Here is a 24,276-nt window from a genome sequence, read left to right as displayed (position 1 = left end):
AGGTTAGTTTATGATGACGGTGCCATCTTCGATGGAATAATTGAACGGTTTAATTTCCTGTAGGATCGCTAATAGTTTTTCAAGCGGCAGATTATCCGCGCGGCCGGTAAATCTTAAGCCGGACAATTGCGGGTCTTTGATGACGATCGTAATGCCGTACCAGCGCTCAAGCCTGCGGGCCATGGATTCCAGCGTTTCATTCTGAAAAACGAAGCGGTTGCTGAGCCAGGCTGTTTCGGCCACCTGGCCGCTATCCGGCGAAAGGATGGCAGACAGGGCCTTACGTTCTATGATCACGTCCGCCGACTGATGGATGATGGTTGCTTTTTCGACTTTGGTTTGTGTATGTTTTATATCGTGGACCACTAATTTCTGGTTCGGTTTCAGCACTACCCGGCTGAGCTTGTCCGCCTGTTTCACGGATATTTCCACCGCGCCCGAGATCAGCGAGGTTTCCTGGAAATCCTCGTCTTCGTAAGAACGGACGTTGAACGCGGTACCCAGCACTTTGATATCCATTTTTTCGGTATGAATAATGAAAGGCTGGTTCACCTGCTGCTTTACATCAAAATAAGCCTCGCCTTCCAGGAATACTTCCCTGGTATGTTTGCCGAACTTCGGCGGATATTTTAAAGAACTGCCTGCATTGAGCCACACCATGGTACCGTCGGACAACCGGATCCGCGTTTTCATACCGGCGTCCGTCGTTGCCACCTTATACCCGCCCGGCGCGGCTATCCACCGGGTGTACACGAAAAACAGCCCGGCGGCGGCCACGAGGAATACGGAAGCAAGGAGCGCCGTGCGGAACGGCCGCCGTTTTCGCACCATTTCCGGTTGTTCTGTTCCAGCCTCCATGTTCTCCATCACTTCGATCTCCCGGGAAACCTTATCGGCCCATTCCGCCGCGGCATCTTCGTCCATGACGGGTTGTTTCGAAAAGGAAAGCTGGTCCATCAAACCGGACTTCAGCCAAACATCCGGATGCTTCAACAACAGTTGCTCCAGCTCGGCTTTTTCGTCCTTTGATATCTCGTTGCACCAGTAAAGGGCTAATAATTCCCTTAGTCGATTGGTCATTTATATGCGCATTACGCTTTTAATAATAGTAAGACAACGGAAAACGGGAAAACAATTAAGGCGGGTAAAAAAAAATCAGGAATGGGATACTTTAAGCGCCGTATCCAGTGCTCCCCATATCTTTTTCATGGCGAGGGTCATCTGGACATTCACGGTGGCTTTGGAAATATCCAGCAGGTGCGCCACCTGTTCGTAGGTAAGACCGTCCTCCTTTACGAGGATGAATATCTGGCGGCAGCGGGGCGGAAGGCCGCGGATCACGGATTGTATGGAAGTCACTTCTTCCTTGCTGATCATGATCTCTTCCGGGTTGCGCCCCTGCAGGCGTTTCACCTGTACTTCCCAGGCGGAATGGTGCGAAGCCCGGCGGTCCTTGCTTTTCAGGTAATTAAGGGCGGTATTTTTAACGGCTTTGAAGAGGTAGAACTTGATATTCCCGGGAGGCGGCAGGTTTTCGCGTTGCTGCCATATTTTAATGAACACGTCGGACACGATCTCTTCGGCTTCCTGGCGGTTGCCTGTCATGCTGTCGGCAAAATAGTGGAGCGCGGGGCCAAATTCCTTCATCAGGCATTTGAATGATCCCATGTCCCCTGTTTTCCAGAACGTGTTGTAAGATGGCTGTTCACTGCTCATAGTAAAGCTCTACTAAAGCTAAGCCGCATTTTCAATATTTCATGGCTAATAATTCACCTTTCGTGGTATTATATTAGCTGGAAAGGCGGGTCTCCGTTCAGCCCCGGAAATATACCAATTCCTCCTCCAGGTCAAGATAAGGATGCTGCTCTCTGAGGGCTTCGGTTTTCCGCGCATAGGTTTCCAGGAACTGCCGGTGTTGCGGGCTATCGGCGTTGAAAGGCCGGTGCTGCCGGGCGCGCAGCAGGTCCTGCACTTGTTTTTCCAGTTGTTGCGTGGCGGGAGACATACACGCATTCACAAAATGTTCCCATACGTACTGGATGGCCAGGTCGTTAGGATGCACAAGGTCTTCCTTAAAGAAGCGGTAGTCGCGCAGGTCGTCTATCACCAGTTCGTATGCGGGAAAATAATAGAGGCGGCTGAACTTGTTCACCAGGTGATGCACGGCCTGCAGCAGGATAGCTTTGCTGAGATTGTTCTCCACCACGCCGTCCCTCGCATAACGCACGGGGCTTACGGTAAAGAGGATATTCACTTTGGAGTTGGAAAAGAAAAGGCGGTGCATCATGTTATCCAGCGCGGCGATGATCTCATCCGCACTCAGCAGTCTTTTAAAAAAAGCGGCTTCCGGCACTTTATGGCAGTTGCCGACGATGCGGCTGTTTTCCTTGAGCACATACACGTAGGCAGAGCCGAGTGTGATAACGAGCCAGTCAGCTTCCTTCAGGCGTTTGGAGGCTTCCGACTGCGCCTGGTTGATCTGGTCCAGCACTTCCTGCTGCCGGGTGCCGGAGTAGCGGGAATGATGGTCCCAGCTGTGCCAGATGTCCTCATGCAAAAAAAGATCTGTATCCGTGTAGCGGCGGCCGTCCATGTAGCTCTGCATGCTTTGCGCGATGCTGAGGGGGTTGAAGAGGATGCCATTGGGATTTACCTGTACGTTGAACTTGTGTTGCAGCAGCCTGGCGCCGATCTCTTCAGCAAAGCAGGAGCCGGACAGCAGGATCTTGTCTGAATATTGCAGCGAAGGCTCCAGCGGAGCCACCGGGAAGGTCAAGCGGAAGTTCATGCTGCAAAAGTATTGAATTCGGAAATGATTTGAAGATTGAAGCCCTTTTTCCACCGAAGCTCACCGGGTTGCCCGGTGCTTTGAAAGGAATGGAACATTTATTACTTATTCCGCCCACAGTCCACTGTAGCACAAAGCATTTTGTTTAACCTGTCACATTGAAATACAATACGGTCTTAGTGCCCGAACACATTATCCGCCAAAGCCCCTGCCGCCGCAAACCGCTCCAGGTTGAAAGATACAGGTATATTACGCGCCTGGCAGAAGTGAACGAGGTTTTCCGTGGCAATATTCCCCACGAGATCGTCCTGCGCCATGGGGCAGCCGCCGATGCCGCGCAGCGCACTGTCGAACCGCAGGCAGCCGTTATCGTACGCCGCGGCGATCTTTTCCTCCCACAATTGCGGGGTGGAATGGAAATGGGCGCCGAACTCTATTTCCGGGAATTTAGGCACCAGGTGGGAAAACAGCTTCTCAATGCCTTTTGGCTCAGCTACCCCCACCGTGTCCGCCAGGGAAATGATGGGGATATTCAGCTCCGCGAAGTTGCCGGCCCAGTGCAGCACGGTGTCCGTACTGTAAGGATCGCCGTATGGATTACCAAAGCCCATGGAAATATAGATCACCAGCTGCTTGTTGTTCTTGATGCACAGCTCCTGGATGGTTTGCACCTGCTCCATGGCCTCTGCGATGGTTTTATTGGTATTGCGCAGCTGGAATGTTTCTGAAATGGAAAAAGGAAAGCCCAGGTAAGAAATGGCATCGTGTGTTACCGCTTCTTCCGCCCCGCGGACATTGGCGATGATGGCCAGGAGTTTGGTGGCGGAAGGTTTCAGGCCTTTCAGCACTTCAGCGGTATCCGCCATCTGGGGCATTACTTTGGGGGAAACGAAGCTGCCAAAGTCCAGCGTGTCGAACCCGACGTCCAGCAGGGCATTCAGGTAGCTTATCTTTTCATCCGTGGGGATCTGGCGCGGCCATCCCTGCATGGCATCGCGCGGGCATTCAATGAATTTCAGCATAAGCTAAAGTAAGGAAAAAACAGGCGCGGAACTGCCGTGGCATACATGGAAAACCAAACACCCCCAGCTTCGCGGGGCTGAGGGTGGTAATTTATTTTTGCTCGAAAGATTGAGTATCTCAGCTTCCCGCTTTCATCCTTTGCTTCATCGCTTCGTAAAGGATAATGCCCGCGGCCACGCTCACATTGAAGGATTCAAAACTGTTCTGCATGGGAATATGGAACTGCTCGTCCGCCGCTTTCAGCAGGGCGGGGTAAACGCCTTTGTCCTCGGAACCCATGATCACCGCCACGGGCTCCAGCCAGGGCAGGTCGAACAGCTGGCGGGGGGCCTCCATTTCGCTGGCCACGATCCTTATGCCGTTCAGATGCAGGGTGTCTATGGCCTTCAGCAGGCTGTTCACGCGACAGATGGCGATCTTTTCGAGGGCGCCGGCGGAGGATTTGATGGCTTCTTCGTTGAGGGCGGCAATACCCTTGTCCGGTATAATAATGGCCTGCGCGCCGCAGCAAACGGCGCTGCGGGCAATGGCGCCGATGTTTCGGACGTCCGTAATGCCGTCGAGGATCAGGAAGAGCGGGGTTTCGCCTCTGTCCACCACGTGGGAGATCACATCCTGGAGGTCCAGGTAGGCCACTTTGGCGGTAACGGCTATAACGCCCTGGTGATTGGCCTGGGTGAGGCTGTTGAGCTTCTCCATGGGCACCAGGTTCACGGGAATACGTTGCTCGGTGGCCAGCTGGCGGAGCTGGGGAATGATGTCGCCGGTGGCGCTTTTGAGGAGAAAAATACGCTCAATGGCCTTCCCGGCCTTCATGGCCTCCAGTATGGGCTGCCGGCCTACAATCAGGCTGGACTGCTTCGGCTTGGGCGGCGACGGTTTAAATCTGTTGTTCATCGCGGCAAAGATAACGCATCAAAGCTCCCCTTCCAGCATCATGAGCCTGATCTTTTGGATCGCGGCCAGGGAAAGGGAATCGGTGATCCGGTGCTCTTTTGCCATTTGGTAGGCTTCCATAAAGGGGATCTTTTTCAGGAACAGCTGTTCCGTTTCCTCTGGCTCGGCCTCCCCTTGCTGCAGATCCCGCGCCAGGTAAACGATCCCGGCCTCGTCGCTCACGGAATTGCTGAGGTGCATGTGCACGATGGGCTGCCAGCTACGGGCGGTTAGACCGGTCTCTTCCAGCAGCTCGCGTTTGGCGGATTCCAGCGGGTCTTTACCCAGCGGGCCGCCGCCTTCGGGGATTTCCCAGCTGAAAGCATCTATCGCCAGGCGGTACTGGCCTACGAGATAGATATTATTTTCTTCATCCAATGCCACCACGCCAATCGCGAGGTTCTTGAAATGCACGATACCGTAAATGCCACGCCCGCCGGAAGGATTGATCACCTGGTGCTCTGTCAGCCTGATCCAGCGGTTATCGTATGGAACTGTCGATTCCAGTATCTGCCATGGGTTCTGTTGCGTTTCCATGCAGCAAAGAAAAGGTAAAACAGCGGTACAAGAAAACACCAGGGGCCGGCAAAGTGCTTTTCTCTGTTTACCAAAAGGAGCAGGCAAGCAACTTGAGTTAGGAAGCGTATTGAACGGTAAAGGTCTTTTCAAAAAAAAGGGACGCAATATTGCGCCCCTGACTGATCACTGTATAGCTATGGTTAAATGGAGAGATAATAATAGTAGAATTCTTCATCCAGCTTCCAGCCGTTGGATTCGTACAGCGTGCGCGCCTTCGTGTTGTCAATATGCGTCTGGAGCATGAGGTACCGCGCATCGGTGGCCTTACCCAGCTCCCGGGAAGCTTCCAGCAGGCCGCGGGCAACGCCTTTCCGGCGATGATCGTCCGCCACGTACAGGTCGTTCAGTATCCAGGCCTTTTTCATGCCGATGGAAGAAAACACGGGGTACAATTGCGTAAAACCCACCAGCTGCCCTTCTTCTTCCGCCACGTAGATCACGCTTTCGTTCCGCACCAGCCGTTCGGCAAGGTATTGTTCGGCTCCTTCGAGGTCCGGCTGTTGCTCGTAATGCTGGCGGTAAAGGTCGAAAAGGACCGCCAGTTGCGGTAAATGATCGGTAGTGGCTTTAGTAATTTGCATGAACAGGAAATATTTGTGTGAGATGATGTTGTAAATGGCGCAGGTAATCTTCGGCAATGTACCGCAGCGTGACCGGCGCATGGGGCCCCACGGCCAGGATGTGGCCCAGCGCTTCTTCCGGGATAAGGGGCAGCACCCGCACGATGTGCAGGTTCAGCATCTTCCAGATCTGCACCAGCTCGTCCCAGTCCTCTTCCTGGTAACGCCGCACGTCTACCCAGAAATCCTGGTTGTAGCCGGGCACTTCCAGGTATTCGGCCTGTTGGCCGCGGATGAAGCGGGGATAATTGTTCATCGCCGAATCTATCAGGTGGCCCAGCACTTCCTTGCGGCTCCATTTGTCCGCAGAGGGGCGGATACCTGCTTCTTCGTTGCTGTACCGCAGCAGCTTTTCCACGGTGGTATGCACTGCTTCCTTCAGCTGCCGGCTCAAACCGGCCAGTGGCGGTTCTTTCAGGTCTATAGTCATTTTGATATCGCAGCGCTGGTAACCGCCCTGTTCCAGCTCCGCTTCCGCGAAACCCAGCTTGCGGTACATGGTGATAGCCGGCGTCAGCTTGCGGTTGGAGAAAAGCACCATCTTCTTATAACCCGCCGCAGCAGCGCGCTCCATGATGGTCTTGCCCAGCAGCCAGCCCAGCCCGCGGCCCTGGAATTCTTCGTCCACCCCCATCTTCGTCATTTCAACGGTCTCATCGTCCAGCCGGCGGTAAGCCACGGTGCCGGCTATACGCTTGCTCATAGCCACGAATATGATATCCCCTCCGGGAACGATGATATGCTCAGCGGGATGCTCCAGCACTTCAATGTCCACCGGTTCCAGCACAAAATACTTTTCGATCCAGGTCTTGTTGAGCTGCTCAAAGTCCTTCTGGTAAGCGGGATGCCAGCTCAGCACCCTGGGTTCATTTACTGCGTTCATAACTCTTATGCTTGTTAAATGCTTTGTTCACGATATACACGCCCAGCAGCGTGACCATACAGCTTGCGCCCATCAGCCAGTTGAGCTTTTCGCTGAGGATCAGCCAGCCGAGTATCACGGCCACTACGGGATTGATGTAGGCATACACGGATACCAGCGAGGGCGGCAGGTTGTTGAGCGCGAACACGTAGGCGGAATAGCTCAGCAGCGAGCCGATGAACACCAGGTACAGCAGGCTGCCCCACAGCTCCCCGGTAAAGTTAGCAATATTCAGGTGTTGGCCCATCAGCGCGGAGATGATCAGCATCACGATACCGCTGAACAACATCTGGTAACCGGCCCCGTACAGGTAATTGATGCCCAGCGCCCACTTGGCCGTGAGCACAGAGCCCAGCGCCCAGAATACGCAGGCCGCGGTGATCAGCAGCACGCCGAAGCGGTACTCGGGCTCCATCAGTTGGGCCAGGTTGTCGTAAAAGATGCCGCCAATGCCCAGCAGGCCGATGATCATGCCGGCTATGAGCTGCCAGGATATCCTGGTGCGCTGCACTAAAAAGAAACTGAAAATAGTTACCCAGATGGGCACAGTGGCGGCGATAATAGCGCCCAGCCCGCTGGGAATGTATTGCATGGCCCAGGTCATGAGGCCGTTGCTGCCGCAAAGCATGATCACGCCGATCACGAAGAGGCGGCTCAGCACCGGCATTTCCGGCAGCTTGTACCCTCTCAGCAGAAAAAATGCGGTGAGGATCACGCCCGCGCTGGTCTGCCGCAACCCCGCCAGCATCATGCCGTGCATGTGCTGTACGCCTATCCTGGCGGCCAGGTAAGTGGTGCCCCAGAATATGCTCACTATCACCAATGCCAGGTAGGCATTTGTATTTTGCTTTTTCATGGTGTCCCGTTTAATCTGCGATCTTTTTGTTCATGTGAAAACCCTCGATAAAAAATCCTTCCCTGAAATAGAACCGGTGCGCATCGCGGTTATTCACATATGCATCCAGCAGGATGTGTTTGCAGCCTTCCGCGCGCCCTTTTTGGGTGATCCAGTCGCAGAGTATTTTGCCAATGCCTTTGTTGCGGTGGTTTACATCCGTTACCACGTTGTCCATTTCAATATACTTGCCGCAGTAAAGCTTGGTATTGATCCAGAAGCCGCTCATGCCGATGGGTTGGCCGTTCTCGAGCACCACTACCTGCCGGTAGCCGTTGCGGATCATATCAGGCAGCATGGTTTCGTAATCGTCTTGCAGCAGCCGTGGGTTCAGTTGTTGTAACAGGAAATACTGGGCCTTCATTTCTTCGAATGAAATGAGCTCCTTCAGGTCGTATTGCATATCCGTGTGTGTTAATGAATAGAAAAACGTGCAATGGGTAGAGACCCATCGCCGCTACTAATATCAACCTCTAAATCAATTATTTTCGATAATGGCAGACAGGTCTGAGATGTCGGCTGCCACGGTTTCTAGTTCGGTGATGACTTTATCGATGTCCTGCCCGGTGGTGCGCCAGTTTACCAATGCTGCACGTACGCCGGGAGTGCCTTTGTACGTGGTTGGCGTCATGTTCACCACCCCCCGCTTGACGAGCTTCTGGAGGAACAGCGCCACATGGCTGGCCCGGTTCCGTTCTTCGGTTTCCAGGGTGAAGCATACTACGCACATTCGAACGGGAGCCAGCAGCTTAAAGCGGCTGCTCCGCGAAATGGCTTCGCCCAGTTGCTGCGCCAGGCGGATATTCTGCTCCACCAGGTCGCGGTAGCCTTCGGCCCCGTATGCTTTCAGGGAGAACCATGCGGGCAGCGAGCGCAGGCGGCGGCTGTTCTCTGGCGCGTAGTTGATAAAGTTGAAATTGGCCGCAGGGTCGCCCAGGTAGGCGGCGCCTGCGTTCTGGAATACGGCCAGCTGCAATTGCGGATGCCGGGTGAATATCATCGCTGAATCGTAAGGCACGTTCAGCCATTTATGTGCGTCGATGGTGATGCTGTCCGCCTGTTCCCATCCATGCAACAGGTGCCTGTAGCGCGGACTTACGGCGGCAAACCCACCAAAGGCCGCATCTACATGCAACCAGAATGTGTGTTCTTTTTTAAGCTCCGCCAGTGCGGCAATGTCGTCGAAGTCCACGGTATTCACGGTACCTGCGCTGGCGCTGAAGATGAAGGGCTGGCCGGGATGCTCGCCGATCCAGGCTTTGAGGGCATTGATGTCTACCGCTTCCCTGCCGGGCAGGGTGGGCAGCAGCACGAGGGCATTCCTGCCCAGGCCGAGCATGGATAATGCTTTGCTGATGCTGGAATGCGGCGTTGCGGCCAGTATTTTCACATCTTTGATGGCGCCCGCGCCCAGTTCCGCCACATTCACGCCCTGTTGCAAGCCCAGCCACTGCCTTGCGGCGGCCAGTCCTGTGAAATTGCTCATGGTAGCGCCGCTTACGAAGCAGCCCAGGAAACTTTCAGGGAGGGAAAAAAGCTGGCGCAACAGGCCAAGGGTCTCGGTCTCCACCTGGAAGGAAACGTCCGCCCGGTCTCCCGGGTTCATGTCCACCGTAGCTGCCAGCCAGTCCCCGGCCAGTGCAGCCGGCGTAACGCCCCCGGTCACAAACCCGAAGTAGCGCGGCCCCGCGTTGGCGGTGAGATGGTCCCCGAAACGGTTATCGAACAATTCCAGCGCGGCGGCAGCCCCCATCCCCTTTTCCGGCAGTGCGGCCGGTGTAAAAGCGGGCAGTTGCCTGCTTACGGGCAGTTCGTTGATGCGGCTGAGAAAATCCCCGGCATAGCTGGCTGTCTGCTGTAAGAGGTCGTTCAACTGTAAGAGGTCCTCGCGGAATGTTGCATTCATGATACGGTGGTTTCGAGGTTGTGAATTGACGACCCAAAATTCAAACAAATCTGTAAGAAAAAACAGATTCAGTTTTGTAAATTTTGACCATATCAGATGGGTTGATCAAAAATAATGATCCATGACGAATGCGGTTCGTCATTCAAAAAAGCAGGCCTCCTTTTTCATGATCAAGGAGCCATTGTTTGCGCCACAACCCGCCTGCATATCCTGTGAGCACGCCACCGCTGCCGATTACACGGTGGCATGGTACCACTATCGCCAGCGCGTTCTTTCCATTGGTGGTACCTACGGCCCTGATGCTTTTGACATTACCTACGCGTTTGGCCAGCGCCAGGTAGGTAATGGTTTCACCGAAGGGAATGGTGGTGAGCTGTTGCCATACACGTTGCTGGAACTCAGTACCGGGCTGCTGCATGGGGAAATCAAACGTTTTTCTCGTTTTGGAAAAATACTCTTCCAGCTGCCGTGCGGCGGTGTACAGGAGAGGCGCCGCATCAGGTGTTGCAACATGTTGTTGGGATTCGTCTTCGAACAGCACGGCGGTGATATAGTCCGCGGTACCGCGGATGCCTATACGGCCCACCGGGCTGTTGATGTATATCAGCTGCTCATCCATGGTAGAGTGAGCGCCAGCAGTAGAAGGTTGCATATGCTGCGTGTTGTTGCCAGTGTTGGGTGATCTGTTTTACTTCGGCCAGCGTGGGCTTGACGGGCATGCTCAGCCGTGCTTTCAGCGCGTTGTGCAGCCCGGCGTCTTCCAGGGGCAGGGCTTGCGGGTGCTGCGCGAATTTCATGAGCACGTAGTTCGCGCTCCAGGGTCCGATGCCTTTGATAGCCACCAGCGTATCCCTGGCCGCTTCGAAGGATAACGCCCTGATCTTTTCTTCACTCAGCTCTCCCGCCGCCATCAGTTTGGCAACGCGGATAATGCCCTCGGCCTTGGTTTTGGAGAACTGCATCGCAGTCAGCTCTTCCGGCCTGATGGAAGCGATCACCGCGGGATGCGGATAAAGGTGATATGGATGCCCGCCTTCTTCCAGCACATATCCAAAAGCCTGCACCAGCCGCTGTTTCAGTGTGTAGGCAAATGCCAGGTTGATCTGCTGGCCGGTGATGGTCCAGGTGATGGCCTCAAACAGATCCGGTATGCCGATCAGGCGCAAGCCTTTGTAATCGCGGGTGAGCGGGCCGAGCAAAGCGTCTTTTGAAGAAAAGGCATAAAAGGGCGTCATGTCACCGTCCAGGTGCAGCCATTTGTTGATGAAATCGCGGATGTAGCGCTCTCCTTCCGGTGTTACTTCGCCGTACAGCACATCGGCCGCCAATGCCGGTTTGCCGGCTTCTTCGCGAATGCGCAGCAGCACCGGACTGCCTTCGGGCGCCAGGAGTTTATACACCGCGCCGTCCCGCACGGTATGCAGGCATTCGCGGGTGCTGCGGTTGAGGAACAACAGGCATTCCGCGAAATTAAAATGCCGGTAATCTGTGATGGGAAGGGAGATCATTTCGGTATGCTGTGCAGCAATTTAAAAACGGTGAACAGGTGGTGGCTTTCATGCAGGATCATCATTTCTATAAGGTCCGCCACGGAAAAGCGGCCGTACACCGGGTGCCTGCCGCAGCGGCTGTACGATTCAGGCGCGAGGGTGTTCACATAACGGATAAAATCCGCCCGGTCGTCGTTATACACTGCGATCAGCTCTTTGACGGGCAGCTGCCTGTATTGGGCGAACAGTGCGTCTTCCTCCCATTTGTAAGGAGGGAAAGCCGGTTCATCCTCTTCCAGCACACGTTCTATGCGGCCTTTGTAAATCCCGTGGAATACAGCCAGGTGCGCGAGATTGTCCAGCGCGGTCCATTTGCCGGGCGTTATCTCCTGCCTTAACTTTTCGTCCGGCACGCCAGCCGTCATTTCTTCCAGTGAAAGATGCTGCGTTTGCAGCCGCTGGGCTACGCTGAAGGGTAAGTTGCTCATATGTTCCTTTTTGGGTTTACCGGGGCATGAAAATATAAAATATAAAATAAACAGATTCCATTTTCGTAAATTTGACCATATCAGTACAAACCCGGCAACATGGAGACATTATATATGCAGGTGGCGGACCGCATCCAGACGATGATCGAGAAAGAAGTGATCCGCATCGGGGACAAGCTCCCCTCCGTCCGTTCCCTCAGCAAAGAGCAGGGCATCAGCATGAGCACCGTTTTCCAGGCGTACTACCACCTGGAAAGCAAGGGATTCATTGAACCGCGGCCCAAATCCGGGTATTACGTATGCTTCAGCCCGCGCCGCCTCCCGGAAATGCCCAGCATCAGCAGGCCCGTGAAAAAAGCCACCGAAGTGAACGTCAGCGAAATGATCACCGAAGTGTTCAGCCATCATGCCGGCGAAGACATCCTGCGTTTATCCGTAGCCGCCCCCAGCGAAGCCCTCCTCCCTTCCGCCAAGCTCAGCAAAAGCATGCTGGCGGCAATGCGCAATACCGGCGGCGGGCTCAATTACGAAAACCTCCAGGGCAACCTGAACCTGCGGCGGCAGATCGCGCGGCAAAGCCTCCAATGGGGCGGTAGCATCACCGAGCACGACATTGTGACCACCACCGGCTGTATGGACGCGCTCACCCTCTGCCTTTCCGCCACCACCCAGCCTGGTGATGTGATCGCCCTGGAAAGCCCCGCCTACTGCGGCACCTACCAGCTCGCGGAAAGCCTTGGCCTGAAAGTGCTGGAAGTGCCCACCAATCCCGTTTGCGGGGTAGACCTCGAATATCTCGACAAAGCCATTCCCAAGTTCAAAATAAAAGCCTGCGTGTTCGTGACCAATTTCAGCAACCCCATCGGTTCCTGCATGCCGGACAAGAACAAGCGCGAACTGGTGAAGATCGTCAACAAATACGACATACCGCTGATCGAAGACGATATCTACGCCGATATTTATTTCGGCAAGCTCCGCCCTTCCAGCTGCAAACAATACGACCGCAACGGCAACGTGCTGCTCTGCAATTCCTTTTCGAAATCCCTTGCGCCCGGCTACCGCGTTGGCTGGACCATCCCCGGTAAATACAAGGAACGCGTGCTGCGCCTCAAGCTCAACCACAGCGTATCCAGCGCCACGCTGCCACAAGCCGCCATCGCGCACTTCCTGGAGAACGGGCGTTACGAACACCATATGCGCAACCTCCGCAAAATGCTGCACACACAATGCCTGCGCTACCAGCAGGCTATCGCCGATTATTTCCCGGAAGACACCTGCGTATCCCGCCCGCAAGGCGGTTATGTGCTCTGGCTGGAACTGAACCAGTCCGTCAACACTATCGAACTATATGAACAGGCCTTCCGCCGCAAAGTAAGCTTCGCGCCCGGGCGCATCTTTTCGCTGCAGGACCGGTACAATAACTGCCTGCGCATCAGCTACGCCACCCCCTGGAGCAAACAGGTGGAGGATGGACTGAAGCTGATCGGGAAACTGGCGGGGCAGATGGGGTGATGATTAAGGTCGTGAAGTTCTTATATATTCTTGCAAAAAACAGGCAAAATAAATAAGCCGGAGTTTTTGATTTTTTGGAAAAAGATACGGACAAGCGTGAGATTCCGGAAAAATTTTGCCCTGGCAGTTCTTTCCCTGCCGGGGCTTTGATTTAAACGGCCATCCTCCGCAAAAAGCTGCCATTAGATGCTACAATAAATAGACTTTTAAGTGTGTTAAAAAGCCGGGGCACGAATACCCCGGCGTCTGTTTACCTACAACTGTTTACTATACCGTTTTACGGTAGTTCCATACCGCAATGCCGTTCAATGCCACTGCAAAGGCCAGCATTACACCTAAATAATACCTTATATCCGCCCATCCGCTGCCCTTCAGCATCACCATCCTGATCACCTTCACAAAATAAGCTACGGGGTTGAACAGGGTTATCTTCTGCGCCCAGAGCGGCATGCTTTCCACGGGCGTAAACAAGCCGCTCATGAGGATGAAAATGATGAGAAAGAACCAGGTGATGAACATACTCTGCTGCTGCGTTTCCGTGAAAGTGGATATCAGCAGGCCCAGCCCCAGCATCACCAGCAGGTACGCAGCCGCGAACAGGAACACCCAACCGATGTTGCCCACCACCGGCAGATTGAACACCAGCTTGCCCACCGCCAGGCCGAACACCAGCTCGAACAGCGCGATGATCCAGAAGGGCAGCAGCTTGCCAACAATAAAATGGATCTTTTTAATAGGCGTTACATTCAGCTGCTCTATCGTGCCCACCTCTTTTTCCTTCACGATGTTCATACCCGAAAGGAAAGCGCCGATCATGGTGACCAGCACTACCAGTATGCCCGGCACCATGAAGAACTTGTAATTCATATCAGGATTGTACCAGTAACGATAGCTGATATCGAAATGCGCGGGAGCATCGTCTTCATCCAGCGCCAGCCAGTCCAGCCGGATGCGGCGGTTGAAACCGTTCAGGATACTGCTGGCGTAACCGGCTGCCAGTCCGGCTTTGCTGCCATTGATGGCATTTACGAGCAGCTGCACCCGCACTTCGTTATCCCGCACGAGGTCCCGCTCGAAGTGGCGGGGAATGACGAGGATGAGATCCGCTTTGTCCGCTTCCAGGTGCTCATACGCCTGCGCAGTGCTGGTGGACTGCTTATAAAGTGAAAAATATCCCGAGGCGGTAAGCTTGTCGCGCAGCTGGCGGCTCCAGGTACCGCCGTCGTGGTCCACGATGTCGATGCTGAGGTTCTTTATCTCGTAATTCGCGGCGAAAGCCAGCACCAGCAGCTGCACCACGGGCACGGCGAAGATGATCGGCAGCATGCTCCTGTTGCGGAAGATCTGGAGGAATTCCTTTTGCAATATGAAAAAGATGGTACGCATCAGCTTAAACGGGTTTTAAATTTGCGGATACTTACAGCCAGGAAACAGACGGTCATGCCAATGAGGATCAACGTGGGCAGCCATACCTGGCGCAGCCCCGCCCCTTTCAGCATTACGTCTTTCAGGATAATATTGAACCATTTTGCCGGAATGATATTTGCCAGCAGCTGCAAGGGTTTCGGCATGCTCTCCAGCGGGAATACGAAGCCAGACAGCAGGATGGTGGGCAGCATGAGCCCCATCAGCGACATCATCATGGCGGTCTGCTGCGAATTGGTAACGCTGGAGATAAGTATGCCCAGCGACAGCGCTGTAACGCCGAACAATATGCATTCCAGCAACAGCAGCAGCAGGCTGCCTTTCACCGGCATGGCAAACACCCAGGCGCCCATGGCGAGAATGATGAGCGCGATGAGGAACGACAGCACGATGTAAGGCACCACTTTCCCCGCGATGATCATCACCGGCCTCAGGGGAGAAACGAGGAGGATCTCCATGGTGCCCAGCTCCTTTTCGCGGGTGATGGTGATGGAGGTCATCATGGCGGACACCAGCATCAGTATCAGCGTCATTACGCCGGGAACGAACAGGAATACGCCTTTCAGGGAAGGGTTGTACACCATTTGCACATCGGCCGTTATGGTAAGCGGCAGTTTGACCTCGCCTGTCAGTTCCTGCTGGTATTGCATGATCATGGCGGTGGCGTAGTTGATGAGCGTGGTGGCCGTGTTCGGGTCGCTGGCGTCTGTAAGCAGCTGCACAGCGGCTTTCCTTTCGTGGTGAAAGGCATGCCCGAATTTGTGGGGGATCACCACTACCAGCTTTACATCGCCCTGCCTGAACGTTGTTTCTATCTCTTTATGACTGGTGAGGTAACGGCTGACGGTGAAGTAACGGGAAGCGGTCATCTTCTGCACCAGGCGCTGGCTGTAGCTGTCGCGGCTTTCGTCCAGCACGGCTATCTGCACATGATGAATTTCGTTGGTGATGGCAAAACCGAACAGGATGATGAGCACCAGCGGCATCCCGAAAAGGATCAGCAGGGTGCGCTTATCGCGGAAAATGTGGTAACATTCTTTTCTGACGAATACGAAGAACTGTTGCATGTGTTAAGTTTTGGCTCTTGCGAGTTGGAGGAACACCTCGTTCATGGAATCCGCGTTGTATTGTTTCTTCAGCCCGGCCGGCGTGTCCAGCGCTTTGATCTTTCCATCCACCATGATCGAAATGCGGTTGCAGTATTCGGCCTCGTCCATGTAGTGGGTGGTCACGAAAATGGTGACGCCCTTGTCCGCCGATTCGTAGATCAGGTCCCAGAACTGCCGGCGGGTAATAGGATCCACGCCACCGGTCGGCTCGTCCAGGAATACGATAGACGGGTCGTGCAGCACGGCAATGGAAAAGGACAGCTTTTGTTTCCAGCCCAGCGGAAGGGAACTGACGAGCTGGCCCGCTTCTTTTTCCAGCTGCAGGCGCGCCAGCAGCTCTTGTGTTTTTTGTTTGATCTGCTGGTTACTAAGGCCGTAGATGCCGCCGTAGAAGCGGATATTCTCTTTCACCGTGAGGTCTTCGTACAGCGAGAATTTCTGGCTCATGTACCCGATGCGTTTTTTGATCTGTTCAGTTTGCGTGTAGATGTCGTACCCCGCCACTTTCGCTTCGCCGCTGCTGGGGCGCAACAGGCCGCAGAGCATCCTCATGGCGGTGGTTTTGCCGGCGCCGTTCGCGCCCAGGAAACCGAATATCTCCCCCTGCCCCACTTCAAAAGTGATGGCGTCGGTGGCAATGAAATCGCCGAAACGTTTGGTCAGGTCCTTTGTAACGATCGCCTGCGTGTTCATGTCAATTCGTTTTGTTCCTGCATAAGCTGCATGAAGGCGTCTTCAATGCCGGGCTTCGCCGGTTTGATCTCCAGTTCTTCGTGCCCCAGCGGCGCGAGGTAAGTCTTTACATTGTCCAGGTCGGTATGAAGGGTCACGTGCAGGTACTCGCCGAAGGCATAGCAGCTGTTCACGCCGTCAAAGGCCCGCAGGTCGCGGATGAGGCGGAACATGTTGCGCGCCTTCATGGCCCATATGGGCATACCGAAACCTTTTACGATATTGGCCGGGGTATTGATCTGCATGACGGCGCCTTTCTGCATCAGGGCCACCCGGTCGCAGAGAATGGCTTCGTCCATGTAAGGCGTGGATACGAGGATGGGGATGCCTTTTGTTTTGAGGCGTTGCAGCATGTCCCAGAATTCTTTCCTGGATACGGGATCCACGCCGGTGGTGGGCTCGTCAAGGAACAGGACTTTCGGTTTGTGCACGAGCGCGCAGCACAGGGCGAGCTTCTGTTTCATACCGCCGGAAAGCTTACCTGCAGGCCGTTTGGCGAAGGGCGCTATCTGTTCGTAAATATCTTTGATGAGGTCATAGTTCTCCTCCACCGTTGTGTTGAAAATGGTGGCGAAGAAGTTCAGGTTCTCCTCAATGGTAAGGTCCTGGTACAGGGAAAAGCGCCCGGGCATGTAACCCACTTCGCGGCGGATAGTGCGGTAATGCTTCACCACGTCCAGCCCGCCCACCTGCGCATTCCCTTTATCGGCCAGCAGCAGGGTGGTGAGTATGCGGAAGAGGGTGGATTTGCCCGCCCCGTCAGGGCCTATGAGGCCGAACAGCTCTCCTTCGCCGACGGTGAAGGAAATGTCGTGCAGGGCTTTCAGGTCCCCGAAACTTTTATGGATATGTTCCACTACAATGGGTTGCATACGCGTTTATTTAGCGATCCTCATTTCTCCCGGCATGCCGATCTTCAGGCTGCCGTCGTTCTGTACCCGCACTTTCAGGGCGTACACGAGGTGCACCCTTTCTTCGCGCGTCTGGATGGTTTTTGGGGTGAACTCCGCTTCCGATGCGATCCAGCTTACGGTGCCGGGCAGGCTTTTGAGCGTGCCATCCGGCTGGTCCAGCTGCACGGTCACCTGCTGGCCGGTTTTGATGCGTGAAAGCTGGTTTTCGCTGATGTAAGCACGGAGGTACATGGTTTCCAGGTCCGCGATCTTATACAGCGGCTTCCCATAGCTCACCACTTCCCCTTTCTCCACGTATTTCACAAGCACAGTGCCGTTAACGGGGTTGACTACACGCGATTGCGCCAGCTGTTCCTTCACCTGTTCCACCTGCACCTGCAGGGGCTGCGTTTCGCTGGAAATGCCCGTCACCTGGGTGCTGAGAGAGGACGCGGTGGAAGCGTACTGCTTCTCCAACACAGCGATCGCCGCGTTGATATCGTCCAGCTGCTTGGGAGTGGCGGCATTGGCTTTCAGCAGGTTCTCGATGCGTGTTTTTTCTTTCTGCTGCGTGGCGATCTGCTGGCGGATCACGGCCAGCTGCGGGGATACGTCCGGCGTTTTGCTGAGCACCGCTTTGATATTCGCGCCCAGCTGGTCTTTGCGCAGCTTCAGCTGGATGGAATCGATCCCGCCAACTAGTGTGTTGGCAGCCAGCACAGCGCCTTCTTCCACATCGAAGCTCAGCAGGCGGCCGGTGGCTTCGGCGGATATGATCACTTCAGTGGATTCAAAATTGCCGTAAGCATCCGCAACATCGTCGTTGCTGGAGCAGGCAGCCAGGCCAAAAGTGATGGCGATGGCCGTGAGAGCCGTTTTCAAAGGAAGGCCGGAAACCCGCGGTTCATCCTGCCTTATATGATTTGTTGTGCTTTTCATGTTTAATATCCTTTAATAACCTGGTAATTGATAGTTGCGTACACCCACTGTATCTCGCGGGTCTTTTGGGTGATCAGGGCCTGCGTTTCGGCGAAGAGGTCGCTGAGGTAATCGTGCACGGTGAGCACGCCATTGTCCAGCTGCGCGGCGGACACGTCCTTCACTTTCGTGCGCAGCGCCACGATCTCTTTGTCTTTTTCCATGGCCGAAGCAAGACTGCTGATCTCGCCCGATTGCTGGAGCAGCTGCGACCTGGTTTGCAGCGTAAAGGTTTCCGACTGCGATTGCAGGGATTGTTCCTGCACCCGCAGGATGTCGCGCTCAGTGCGGGTCTGTCGCCAGTTCCAGAGCGTCCATTGCAGGCGGAGGCCGCCGATGTAGTAGAAGTCGAACCGGTTGTCCAGCATATTCAGGCCGGGCCTGCCATAGCCTCCCTGCGCAAAGGCGCTCACTTTCGGAAGTGCTTTTGTGCCGGTGAGCTTCGATTGCCGGCGGAGCACATCCGTTTGCAGGCTGTAGAGGCCCAGCTCGGGGCGCTGGAGGTTTTGATCCGGATTGCCCGCGGGTTGCGGCAGCCGGAGGTTTTCCATTTCACGTATATCCTTCCCCGTTAGCAGGCTGAGGATATTGAGCGCGGTGGCTTTGCCGGTAGTCGCTTCGTCCAGCTGCTGCTGCGCTTTCAGCAGCTCGGCCTTCAGGATGTCCACCTGGCTGGCGAGCACGGTACCATTGTCTACCCCGGCCTGGAGGCGTTCCATGCGTTGTTTTACTTCGTCCATCATTTGTTTGCGGGCGGCGATGTGCTCGTTCCAGATGAGGGCGTTGAAGAACACCTGCATTACCTGCTGGCGGAGCTTGTGCATTTCCACTTCCACTTTTTGTTTTTCCGCCTGCTGCTGCGCCAGCTGCAGCTCGCGCTGGCTGCTGGTTGCGCCGCCGTCGTATATCGCCTGCTTCACGTCCAGCGTTACGTTGTACTGGTCTTTGGGCAGCGTGGGAATGTCCACGTTCGGCAGCTTGATGGGGATGGTCACTACGTCTGACTGGTAAGTGGCTTTGCCGTTAAGCTCTACCTGCGGCAGGTAATTCGTCCGGATGTTGCGGAGCTGGAGGGCGGTCACCTGGTCCGTCACTTCCTGCTGCTTCAGCAGCGGGTAATGGCGCCGGGCGGCGGCCCAGGCCGAATCCAGCGTAAAGGGCTGCTGCGCGGAAGCCTGTAAACAAGCCATGAGCAAAAGCAGCGGAAGGAACGATCTCATAACTAACTCTTTTATTTAACTGTTTGGTTAATTGCGGAACAAAAAAATATCAGGGCTCCAGCGCATGAAGCACGAAGCTGCTGACGAATTTTTTTCTTTCTTCCATGAAGGCGCCGAACCGGGCGGCATCCATCTGGAACACGCCACTGAGCAACGGTTTGGCGGCAAACGGGAATACGCACATGGAAATAATGCTGATCATGAGCTGCAACGGGTCCACCTTCCTGATATTTCCTTTTTCCGCTTCCTGGGCCAGTTCCATCATGAAGGCGCGTAGATTGGGAAAGAGGGGGCCGTGGAGAAATTGCTGCACAAGCCGCTCAGGGTTCTGGTTTATTTCATGGAGCACGAACAGCGGCAGGTAAGGATTTTCGCTGAGGGAGGCGATATAGTTGTCTATCGCCGCCACGATCTTTTCTTTCCAGGGCATTTCACCGGCGAAGATGGCGTTGACCCTGCCAAGAAGCATTTGCACCGCTTCGGCGAACACGATCTCGAAAAGCTTTTCCTTGCTGCGGTAGTAATAATGCAGCATGGCTTTGTTGATACCGGCCTCATCCGCTATATCCTGCATGCGGGCGCCGCTGAGCCCCCTCTGCATGAATATTTTCCTGGCAGCTTCTATGATCTGTTGTTCGGTGGTATTGGTCGTTTGCATGATCTAACTAAACTGTTTAACCATTTGGTTAATGCAAAGATAGGCAAAGGATTCAAATCACCAAATGATCGGGGAAATAAAATTCAAAGCACTGGTTTTCAATTAGTACATCATTCATAAAAACAAAAGCCGGAGCAAGATTACCCCGGCGGCTGTTACCTACAACTGTTTACTAAAGTATCTTGAGGGGTTAAAAGGATTGAAGCACCGCTCCCACCCTTTGGTCAAACGTATCTACGCCGTTGTGCTCCACCCGGATCTCGTCCAGGAGCTTCAGCAGCGCTTCATCATGTTCCGCCCGTTTGCCTGTTTTCAGGTCGATGTGCGCGAACCTGGACCAGAGAAAGGATTTCACTTTCTTTTTCTGCTCGTCCGTCATCCACATTTCCACGAGGATGTGATGGTTGGAAAATTCCAGCACGCGTGAATGGATATGCACTTTTTCCGCCACGAAAGCGGGTTTGATGTAGGAGATCTGGTGCTGGGTGACCACCCATCCCAATCCCTTTGCAGCATAGTCCTTCAGGTGAAGGTCGTAACTCTCCGCCAGGTGGTCTTCCCTGGCGTTCATAAAATAATTGATATAAGATGAATTGTTCAGATGCCCGAACGGATCGCAGTCATTAAACCGCACGGTGTATAACGAAGACGGTTCCTTTACAGTCATATAGCATGGTTTTACAGCTTAAAGTTAGGCAATTGGTTAAATTTTGATGAACGCTTTTTGAAAATGCCGGAGTGGTGCGAAACCACCCCGGCGATGCTTTTGTCAATTTGTTTTTAACGCATCGGGTTACAACGGATAATGAAAATATGCAGTCTTACTTTTTTAACCCAATAATTGATGTACTGTCATCCCTCCATCGATGTTATATTCCGCGCCGGTGATAAAGGATGCATCGCTGGAAGCAAGAAATGCTATAAGCTTTGCAACCTCTGCGGATTCACCGACGCGATTAAGCGGCACCCGCTCCGCGGATTTTTGATGGAAGGAAGCCACGCCTGCTTCATCCAGGCCGGCTTTGGCCAGGATGGGCGTTTTGATCGGCCCGGGGTTCACCGTGTTCACACGGATCCCACGGGATGCCAGCTCGCGGCTCAACGTACGGCCCAGTGAGTTGAGCGCAGCTTTGCTGGCGGAGTAAACGCTTGCGCCGGGCATACCGGTGAAAGCATTCACGGAGGATAAGAGAATAATGGAAGCCCCGTCGTTCAGCAGCGGCAGGAACTTTTGAATGGTGAAGAATGCTCCTTTAAAATTCACATTCATCGTTTCGTCGAATTGCTCTTCTGTTACGTCGTTCACAGTTGCAAAGGCGCCGATGCCGGCGTTGACGAACAGCACGTCAACTTTACCATATCGTTCCTTCACTGTGTTTACCAGCTCTTCGGAGTCTGTGATGCTCGCCTGGTTTGCGGTCACGCCCAGTGTACCGTTTCCCAGCGCGGAGGCAGCCGCTTCTACAGCATCGCGGTTGCGCCCGGTGATCACCACTTTCGCTCCCCTGGCTATGAATTCCTCAGCGGAAGCAAGGCCTATCCCACTGTTGCCGCCCGTTACTACCGCTACTTTATCTTTCAAGGTGCTCATGGTGTGTGTTTGATGGTGAGTGTTGTGATTCGTATTGATTTATTTAAAAACTTCGATATTTTTAAGCAAAAAAAAGGTCAGCTGAGCTGAAGGAAGAACATAGACAACTGTTTCATCATCTCCCGGTTGATAGTCAGGTTCACGTTGCGCCCCTCTTTAGTGCTGATCAGCACCCCGCTGTCTACCAATATCTTGATATGATGCGAAACGGTGGGTTGTGACAGGCAGGTGAGATCCTGGATGGCGCCGCAACAGATACTACACTCCTGCCTGGCTATCTGCATAAGTATAGCCATCCGGTGTTTATCTGAAAGTGCGTTCGCCGCCTTCACTATCATCGCTTCGTCTATGATCATGGTGCAAATATAGGTACTTTTTTGAAATATCGAAATATATCGATCTATTTTTTTCAGAAGGAGGAAAAAGCAGCCGGCAAAACCCGTCCCCGCTTCCCCGGAGCTTTAAAAAAGAGCCCGGAACCCGCCACAGGCAACGTTCCCGGTGCGGATATAACAATACCGGCCACCTATAACAACGGGCTGAACAGCCTTACCACGGCCTCCCCCAGCCGCGTCCAGCGGCCGCGGGCCCGCCAGTCGTCCAGCAGCAGCTCATTACTGTACAGGCAGTCCTGCAAAAATATCTCCGACATCTTCCAGTTCGCTTCTTTGCTATATACAAAAGCATTTACCTCGAAGTTAAAATCAAAGCTGCGGATGTCCATATTCGCCGTGCCCACCACCGTCAGGTTATCGTCCACCACCATGGTTTTTGCATGCACGAAACCTTTGTTGTAACGGAATATCCGCACGCCGGTGGCCAGCAGGTCTTCGTAAAAGGATTCCGCCGCTTTGTTCACCACCCGGTTGTCGCTGATGCCCGGCACCAGCAGCCGCACGTCCACGCCAGACAGTGCCGCCTGCTGCAAAGCGTTAAATATAGCCTCGTTGGGGATGAAATAAGGCGTGGTAATGTATACGGACCGCTGCGCCTGGTTGATGGCCGCCAGGTAGCTCAGCATGATGGAAGAACGCTCTGAATCGGGGCCGCTGGCGGCGATCTGCACCAGGTCTTTACCGGAAACGGGTATGTCCGGGAAAAAGTCCTGCGTAATAGGCAGGTCTGCCTCGGCGCAAAAGTTCCAATCGCCCATGAACAGGAACTGCAAGGTATGCACACCCTGCCCTTTGATACAAAGATGCGTGTCGCGCCAGAAGGGCCATTCCGGGTGTTTGGCCCGGTATTTCGGGTCGTTCAGGTAACGGTCCGCCACGTTGATGCCCCCCACGAAACCGGTATGCCCGTCTACCACCACGATCTTGCGGTGATTACGGTAGTTCAGCCGGTTGGCCAGCAGGCGCACACGGTAGAAGGGAAACACTTCCACTCCTGCGGCCCGCATCTGGCGCAGGAAGCGGCGGTTGATGTCGGAGCTGCCGAAATCATCGTAAATGAAACGCACTTCCACCCCTTCTTTTGCTTTTTGTTTCAGCACCTCCATCACTTCTATGCCGATGGTGTCCTCTTCAAAAATGTAATATTCCAGGTGGATATGATGTTTGGCGGAGCGGAGCGCATCCAGGAGATAAGGGAACTTCTCATCGCCGTTGATCAGGAGAATGGCCTCGTTGTCCGGCGTGATGGGCGACAGCGAATCGCGGAACAGCAGCCGCGCGATGCTGCTCTTGTTGGTCACCAGGTCCGGGTGCTCCAGCAGGGTCTGCCGGTTCTCCTGCCGGAGGTATTCCTGCAACCGCTCGCTGAGGCGCACATTGCTCATCCATTTGCGGCTATAGATGCGGTTGATCCTGCGGTTCACGCCGATGAGGAGGTAAATGATCATGCCTAAGCCGGGAAGGAAGAAGAGCAGGAGAAGATACGCCAGCGTTTTGCCGGTGGACCGTGTTTCGAGCAGTGCTTTGATAGCTACCAGGAATGTGAGGCTGTAAAGGATAATGAGGCCGATGGACTGCCAGTGGTCTTTGAGGAATTGCAACATATCGCCGGCAAATTACAACATTTCGGGGCACAAAAAAGCCGTACTATACTGCGTGCATTCTTCTAAGTTATTTGCAGTATAATACGGCCACGATCTTTAACGGAACGTTAGTTGCTTCCGCCGCCACCGCCGCGGTTACCACCACGCTGGCGCATCGCTTCCATCTGTTCTTTGTACTTTTTGAATTGTTCTTCGGTGAGAATGCCTTTCACTTTCTCATCCCTTTCGGCGTTCATTTTCTGGAACGCTTCGCGGTCCATGCGGCCACCGCCTGCCTGGGCTTCTTCGCGCGCCTTCTGCATGTCTTTGAAAGACTTGGTGAACACGGTATCCAGCTTGGTAACCTGGTCTTTGTTCAGCTGCAGCTCGGTGGTAAGGCGCTCCAGTGTTGCTTTTACGCGTTCTTCAACGGTGCGGCGCTGACCGCCGTTTCCCCCGCCCTGCTGGGCAAAGGCCGCTACGTTCACTGCCAGCAGAAATGCCAGCACGAACAGGATCTGTTTCTTCATGTT

27 protein-coding genes are annotated in these 24,276 nt (G+C 54.3%); 1 reads left to right on the top strand and 26 read right to left on the bottom strand.

Annotation, left to right across the window (positions count from 1 at the left end):
* Positions 1-3: 3 nt before the first annotated feature.
* The 14 genes from ACTJIK_RS14565 to ACTJIK_RS14500 form a co-directional block, all read right to left on the bottom strand.
* Positions 4-1,080 carry a FecR family protein gene (locus ACTJIK_RS14565; protein ID WP_440647286.1) on the bottom strand — a complete coding sequence of 359 codons (1,077 nt, stop codon included), beginning with the start codon at positions 1,078-1,080 and terminating at the stop codon, positions 4-6.
* Between the two features lie 75 nt (positions 1,081-1,155).
* Complete coding sequence (locus tag ACTJIK_RS14560) at positions 1,156-1,668, bottom strand: RNA polymerase sigma-70 factor (protein ID WP_440647284.1); 513 nt, start codon at positions 1,666-1,668, stop codon at positions 1,156-1,158.
* A gap of 145 nt (positions 1,669-1,813) precedes the next feature.
* Complete coding sequence (locus tag ACTJIK_RS14555; protein ID WP_440647282.1) at positions 1,814-2,788, bottom strand: GSCFA domain-containing protein; 975 nt, start codon at positions 2,786-2,788, stop codon at positions 1,814-1,816.
* A gap of 176 nt (positions 2,789-2,964) precedes the next feature.
* The gene (locus tag ACTJIK_RS14550; RefSeq protein WP_440647280.1) at positions 2,965-3,810 is read right to left on the bottom strand and encodes a hydroxymethylglutaryl-CoA lyase; all 846 of its coding nucleotides are present in this window, start codon (positions 3,808-3,810) and stop codon (positions 2,965-2,967) included.
* Between the two features lie 118 nt (positions 3,811-3,928).
* On the bottom strand, positions 3,929-4,708 hold the full coding sequence (gene rlmB, locus ACTJIK_RS14545) for a 23S rRNA (guanosine(2251)-2'-O)-methyltransferase RlmB (protein WP_440647278.1): 780 nt from the start codon (positions 4,706-4,708) through the stop codon (positions 3,929-3,931).
* Between the two features lie 18 nt (positions 4,709-4,726).
* The gene (locus ACTJIK_RS14540) at positions 4,727-5,284 is read right to left on the bottom strand and encodes an NUDIX domain-containing protein (RefSeq protein WP_440647276.1); all 558 of its coding nucleotides are present in this window, start codon (positions 5,282-5,284) and stop codon (positions 4,727-4,729) included.
* Between the two features lie 182 nt (positions 5,285-5,466).
* Entirely contained in the window at positions 5,467-5,907 is a 441-nt protein-coding gene (locus ACTJIK_RS14535; protein ID WP_440647274.1) for an N-acetyltransferase family protein, read from the bottom strand.
* Positions 5,894-6,829 (bottom strand): GNAT family N-acetyltransferase, encoded by a 936-nt coding sequence (locus tag ACTJIK_RS14530; protein ID WP_440647271.1) that lies wholly within the window; start codon positions 6,827-6,829, stop codon positions 5,894-5,896. The genes ACTJIK_RS14535 and ACTJIK_RS14530 overlap by 14 nt, the downstream gene beginning before the upstream one ends.
* On the bottom strand, positions 6,813-7,724 hold the full coding sequence (locus ACTJIK_RS14525; protein WP_440647270.1) for an EamA family transporter: 912 nt from the start codon (positions 7,722-7,724) through the stop codon (positions 6,813-6,815). The genes ACTJIK_RS14530 and ACTJIK_RS14525 overlap by 17 nt, the downstream gene beginning before the upstream one ends.
* Before the next feature lie 10 nt (positions 7,725-7,734).
* On the bottom strand, positions 7,735-8,166 hold the full coding sequence (locus ACTJIK_RS14520; protein ID WP_440647269.1) for a GNAT family N-acetyltransferase: 432 nt from the start codon (positions 8,164-8,166) through the stop codon (positions 7,735-7,737).
* A 75-nt stretch (positions 8,167-8,241) separates the two neighbouring features.
* Positions 8,242-9,669 carry a pyridoxal phosphate-dependent decarboxylase family protein gene (locus tag ACTJIK_RS14515; RefSeq protein WP_440647268.1) on the bottom strand — a complete coding sequence of 476 codons (1,428 nt, stop codon included), beginning with the start codon at positions 9,667-9,669 and terminating at the stop codon, positions 8,242-8,244.
* A 142-nt stretch (positions 9,670-9,811) separates the two neighbouring features.
* A complete protein-coding gene (locus ACTJIK_RS14510) occupies positions 9,812-10,321 on the bottom strand; it encodes a methylated-DNA--[protein]-cysteine S-methyltransferase (RefSeq protein ID WP_440647267.1) in 510 nt (169 codons plus the stop codon).
* On the bottom strand, positions 10,281-11,177 hold the full coding sequence (locus ACTJIK_RS14505) for a DNA-3-methyladenine glycosylase family protein (RefSeq protein ID WP_440647266.1): 897 nt from the start codon (positions 11,175-11,177) through the stop codon (positions 10,281-10,283). Before ACTJIK_RS14505 ends, ACTJIK_RS14510 begins: the two co-directional genes overlap by 41 nt.
* Positions 11,174-11,647, bottom strand: coding sequence for a DinB family protein (locus tag ACTJIK_RS14500; RefSeq protein WP_440647265.1), 474 nt, complete (start codon positions 11,645-11,647; stop codon positions 11,174-11,176). The genes ACTJIK_RS14505 and ACTJIK_RS14500 overlap by 4 nt, the downstream gene beginning before the upstream one ends.
* 99 nt (positions 11,648-11,746) lie before the next feature.
* On the opposite strand from ACTJIK_RS14500, the gene ACTJIK_RS14495 reads away from it, so the two are divergent.
* Positions 11,747-13,159, top strand: coding sequence for a PLP-dependent aminotransferase family protein (locus ACTJIK_RS14495; RefSeq protein ID WP_440647264.1), 1,413 nt, complete (start codon positions 11,747-11,749; stop codon positions 13,157-13,159).
* 267 nt (positions 13,160-13,426) lie between these two features.
* On the opposite strand, the gene ACTJIK_RS14490 is transcribed toward ACTJIK_RS14495, so the two are convergent.
* From ACTJIK_RS14490 to ACTJIK_RS14435, 12 genes are all read right to left on the bottom strand, one after another.
* Positions 13,427-14,545, bottom strand: coding sequence for an ABC transporter permease (locus ACTJIK_RS14490; protein ID WP_440647261.1), 1,119 nt, complete (start codon positions 14,543-14,545; stop codon positions 13,427-13,429).
* Entirely contained in the window at positions 14,545-15,651 is a 1,107-nt protein-coding gene (locus tag ACTJIK_RS14485) for an ABC transporter permease (RefSeq protein WP_440647259.1), read from the bottom strand. The genes ACTJIK_RS14490 and ACTJIK_RS14485 overlap by 1 nt, the downstream gene beginning before the upstream one ends.
* A 3-nt stretch (positions 15,652-15,654) precedes the next feature.
* Positions 15,655-16,386 carry an ABC transporter ATP-binding protein gene (locus ACTJIK_RS14480; protein WP_440647257.1) on the bottom strand — a complete coding sequence of 244 codons (732 nt, stop codon included), beginning with the start codon at positions 16,384-16,386 and terminating at the stop codon, positions 15,655-15,657.
* A complete protein-coding gene (locus ACTJIK_RS14475) occupies positions 16,383-17,297 on the bottom strand; it encodes an ABC transporter ATP-binding protein (RefSeq protein WP_440647255.1) in 915 nt (304 codons plus the stop codon). Before ACTJIK_RS14475 ends, ACTJIK_RS14480 begins: the two co-directional genes overlap by 4 nt.
* A gap of 6 nt (positions 17,298-17,303) precedes the next feature.
* Entirely contained in the window at positions 17,304-18,257 is a 954-nt protein-coding gene (locus ACTJIK_RS14470) for an HlyD family secretion protein (protein ID WP_440647253.1), read from the bottom strand.
* 2 nt (positions 18,258-18,259) lie between these two features.
* Positions 18,260-19,516: a TolC family protein gene (locus tag ACTJIK_RS14465; protein WP_440647251.1), complete on the bottom strand. Its 1,257-nt coding sequence runs from the start codon at positions 19,514-19,516 to the stop codon at positions 18,260-18,262.
* A 49-nt stretch (positions 19,517-19,565) separates the two neighbouring features.
* On the bottom strand, positions 19,566-20,174 hold the full coding sequence (locus tag ACTJIK_RS14460) for a TetR family transcriptional regulator (RefSeq protein WP_440647249.1): 609 nt from the start codon (positions 20,172-20,174) through the stop codon (positions 19,566-19,568).
* Positions 20,175-20,364: 190 nt separating this feature from the next.
* Positions 20,365-20,841, bottom strand: coding sequence for an acyl-CoA thioesterase (locus ACTJIK_RS14455; RefSeq protein ID WP_440647247.1), 477 nt, complete (start codon positions 20,839-20,841; stop codon positions 20,365-20,367).
* Between the two features lie 162 nt (positions 20,842-21,003).
* Entirely contained in the window at positions 21,004-21,765 is a 762-nt protein-coding gene (locus ACTJIK_RS14450; RefSeq protein WP_440647245.1) for an SDR family oxidoreductase, read from the bottom strand.
* 77 nt (positions 21,766-21,842) lie between these two features.
* Positions 21,843-22,121 (bottom strand): ArsR/SmtB family transcription factor, encoded by a 279-nt coding sequence (locus ACTJIK_RS14445; protein ID WP_440647243.1) that lies wholly within the window; start codon positions 22,119-22,121, stop codon positions 21,843-21,845.
* A 170-nt stretch (positions 22,122-22,291) separates the two neighbouring features.
* Positions 22,292-23,764 carry a cardiolipin synthase gene (gene cls / locus ACTJIK_RS14440; RefSeq protein ID WP_440647241.1) on the bottom strand — a complete coding sequence of 491 codons (1,473 nt, stop codon included), beginning with the start codon at positions 23,762-23,764 and terminating at the stop codon, positions 22,292-22,294.
* Between the two features lie 107 nt (positions 23,765-23,871).
* Positions 23,872-24,273 carry a hypothetical protein gene (locus ACTJIK_RS14435; RefSeq protein ID WP_440647239.1) on the bottom strand — a complete coding sequence of 134 codons (402 nt, stop codon included), beginning with the start codon at positions 24,271-24,273 and terminating at the stop codon, positions 23,872-23,874.
* Positions 24,274-24,276: the final 3 nt, after the last annotated feature.

It is taken from the genome of Chitinophaga sp. 22620 (genome assembly GCF_052044405.1).
Classification (GTDB): domain Bacteria; phylum Bacteroidota; class Bacteroidia; order Chitinophagales; family Chitinophagaceae; genus Chitinophaga.
The sequence above is the reverse complement of the archived record's forward strand: the minus strand, read 5'-3'. Positions and strand labels throughout refer to the sequence as shown.

Excerpts from the sequence above, each read along its gene's own strand:
- ACTJIK_RS14565 (WP_440647286.1), bottom strand. The coding sequence starts at position 1,080 with ATGACCAATCGACTAAGGGAATTATTAGCCCTTTACTGGTGCAACGAG.
- ACTJIK_RS14560 (WP_440647284.1), bottom strand. The coding sequence starts at position 1,668 with ATGGGATCATTCAAATGCCTGATGAAGGAATTTGGCCCCGCGCTCCAC.
- ACTJIK_RS14555 (WP_440647282.1), bottom strand. The coding sequence starts at position 2,788 with ATGAACTTCCGCTTGACCTTCCCGGTGGCTCCGCTGGAGCCTTCGCTG.
- ACTJIK_RS14550 (WP_440647280.1), bottom strand. The coding sequence starts at position 3,810 with ATGCTGAAATTCATTGAATGCCCGCGCGATGCCATGCAGGGATGGCCG.
- rlmB (WP_440647278.1), bottom strand. The coding sequence starts at position 4,708 with ATGAACAACAGATTTAAACCGTCGCCGCCCAAGCCGAAGCAGTCCAGC.
- ACTJIK_RS14540 (WP_440647276.1), bottom strand. The coding sequence starts at position 5,284 with ATGGAAACGCAACAGAACCCATGGCAGATACTGGAATCGACAGTTCCA.
- ACTJIK_RS14535 (WP_440647274.1), bottom strand. The coding sequence starts at position 5,907 with ATGCAAATTACTAAAGCCACTACCGATCATTTACCGCAACTGGCGGTC.
- ACTJIK_RS14530 (WP_440647271.1), bottom strand. The coding sequence starts at position 6,829 with ATGAACGCAGTAAATGAACCCAGGGTGCTGAGCTGGCATCCCGCTTAC.
- ACTJIK_RS14525 (WP_440647270.1), bottom strand. The coding sequence starts at position 7,724 with ATGAAAAAGCAAAATACAAATGCCTACCTGGCATTGGTGATAGTGAGC.
- ACTJIK_RS14520 (WP_440647269.1), bottom strand. The coding sequence starts at position 8,166 with ATGCAATACGACCTGAAGGAGCTCATTTCATTCGAAGAAATGAAGGCC.
- ACTJIK_RS14515 (WP_440647268.1), bottom strand. The coding sequence starts at position 9,669 with ATGAATGCAACATTCCGCGAGGACCTCTTACAGTTGAACGACCTCTTA.
- ACTJIK_RS14510 (WP_440647267.1), bottom strand. The coding sequence starts at position 10,321 with ATGCAACCTTCTACTGCTGGCGCTCACTCTACCATGGATGAGCAGCTG.
- ACTJIK_RS14505 (WP_440647266.1), bottom strand. The coding sequence starts at position 11,177 with ATGATCTCCCTTCCCATCACAGATTACCGGCATTTTAATTTCGCGGAA.
- ACTJIK_RS14500 (WP_440647265.1), bottom strand. The coding sequence starts at position 11,647 with ATGAGCAACTTACCCTTCAGCGTAGCCCAGCGGCTGCAAACGCAGCAT.
- ACTJIK_RS14495 (WP_440647264.1), top strand. The coding sequence starts at position 11,747 with ATGGAGACATTATATATGCAGGTGGCGGACCGCATCCAGACGATGATC.
- ACTJIK_RS14490 (WP_440647261.1), bottom strand. The coding sequence starts at position 14,545 with ATGCGTACCATCTTTTTCATATTGCAAAAGGAATTCCTCCAGATCTTC.
- ACTJIK_RS14485 (WP_440647259.1), bottom strand. The coding sequence starts at position 15,651 with ATGCAACAGTTCTTCGTATTCGTCAGAAAAGAATGTTACCACATTTTC.
- ACTJIK_RS14480 (WP_440647257.1), bottom strand. The coding sequence starts at position 16,386 with ATGAACACGCAGGCGATCGTTACAAAGGACCTGACCAAACGTTTCGGC.
- ACTJIK_RS14475 (WP_440647255.1), bottom strand. The coding sequence starts at position 17,297 with ATGCAACCCATTGTAGTGGAACATATCCATAAAAGTTTCGGGGACCTG.
- ACTJIK_RS14470 (WP_440647253.1), bottom strand. The coding sequence starts at position 18,257 with ATGAAAAGCACAACAAATCATATAAGGCAGGATGAACCGCGGGTTTCC.
- ACTJIK_RS14465 (WP_440647251.1), bottom strand. The coding sequence starts at position 19,516 with ATGAGATCGTTCCTTCCGCTGCTTTTGCTCATGGCTTGTTTACAGGCT.
- ACTJIK_RS14460 (WP_440647249.1), bottom strand. The coding sequence starts at position 20,174 with ATGCAAACGACCAATACCACCGAACAACAGATCATAGAAGCTGCCAGG.
- ACTJIK_RS14455 (WP_440647247.1), bottom strand. The coding sequence starts at position 20,841 with ATGACTGTAAAGGAACCGTCTTCGTTATACACCGTGCGGTTTAATGAC.
- ACTJIK_RS14450 (WP_440647245.1), bottom strand. The coding sequence starts at position 21,765 with ATGAGCACCTTGAAAGATAAAGTAGCGGTAGTAACGGGCGGCAACAGT.
- ACTJIK_RS14445 (WP_440647243.1), bottom strand. The coding sequence starts at position 22,121 with ATGATCATAGACGAAGCGATGATAGTGAAGGCGGCGAACGCACTTTCA.
- cls (WP_440647241.1), bottom strand. The coding sequence starts at position 23,764 with ATGTTGCAATTCCTCAAAGACCACTGGCAGTCCATCGGCCTCATTATC.
- ACTJIK_RS14435 (WP_440647239.1), bottom strand. The coding sequence starts at position 24,273 with ATGAAGAAACAGATCCTGTTCGTGCTGGCATTTCTGCTGGCAGTGAAC.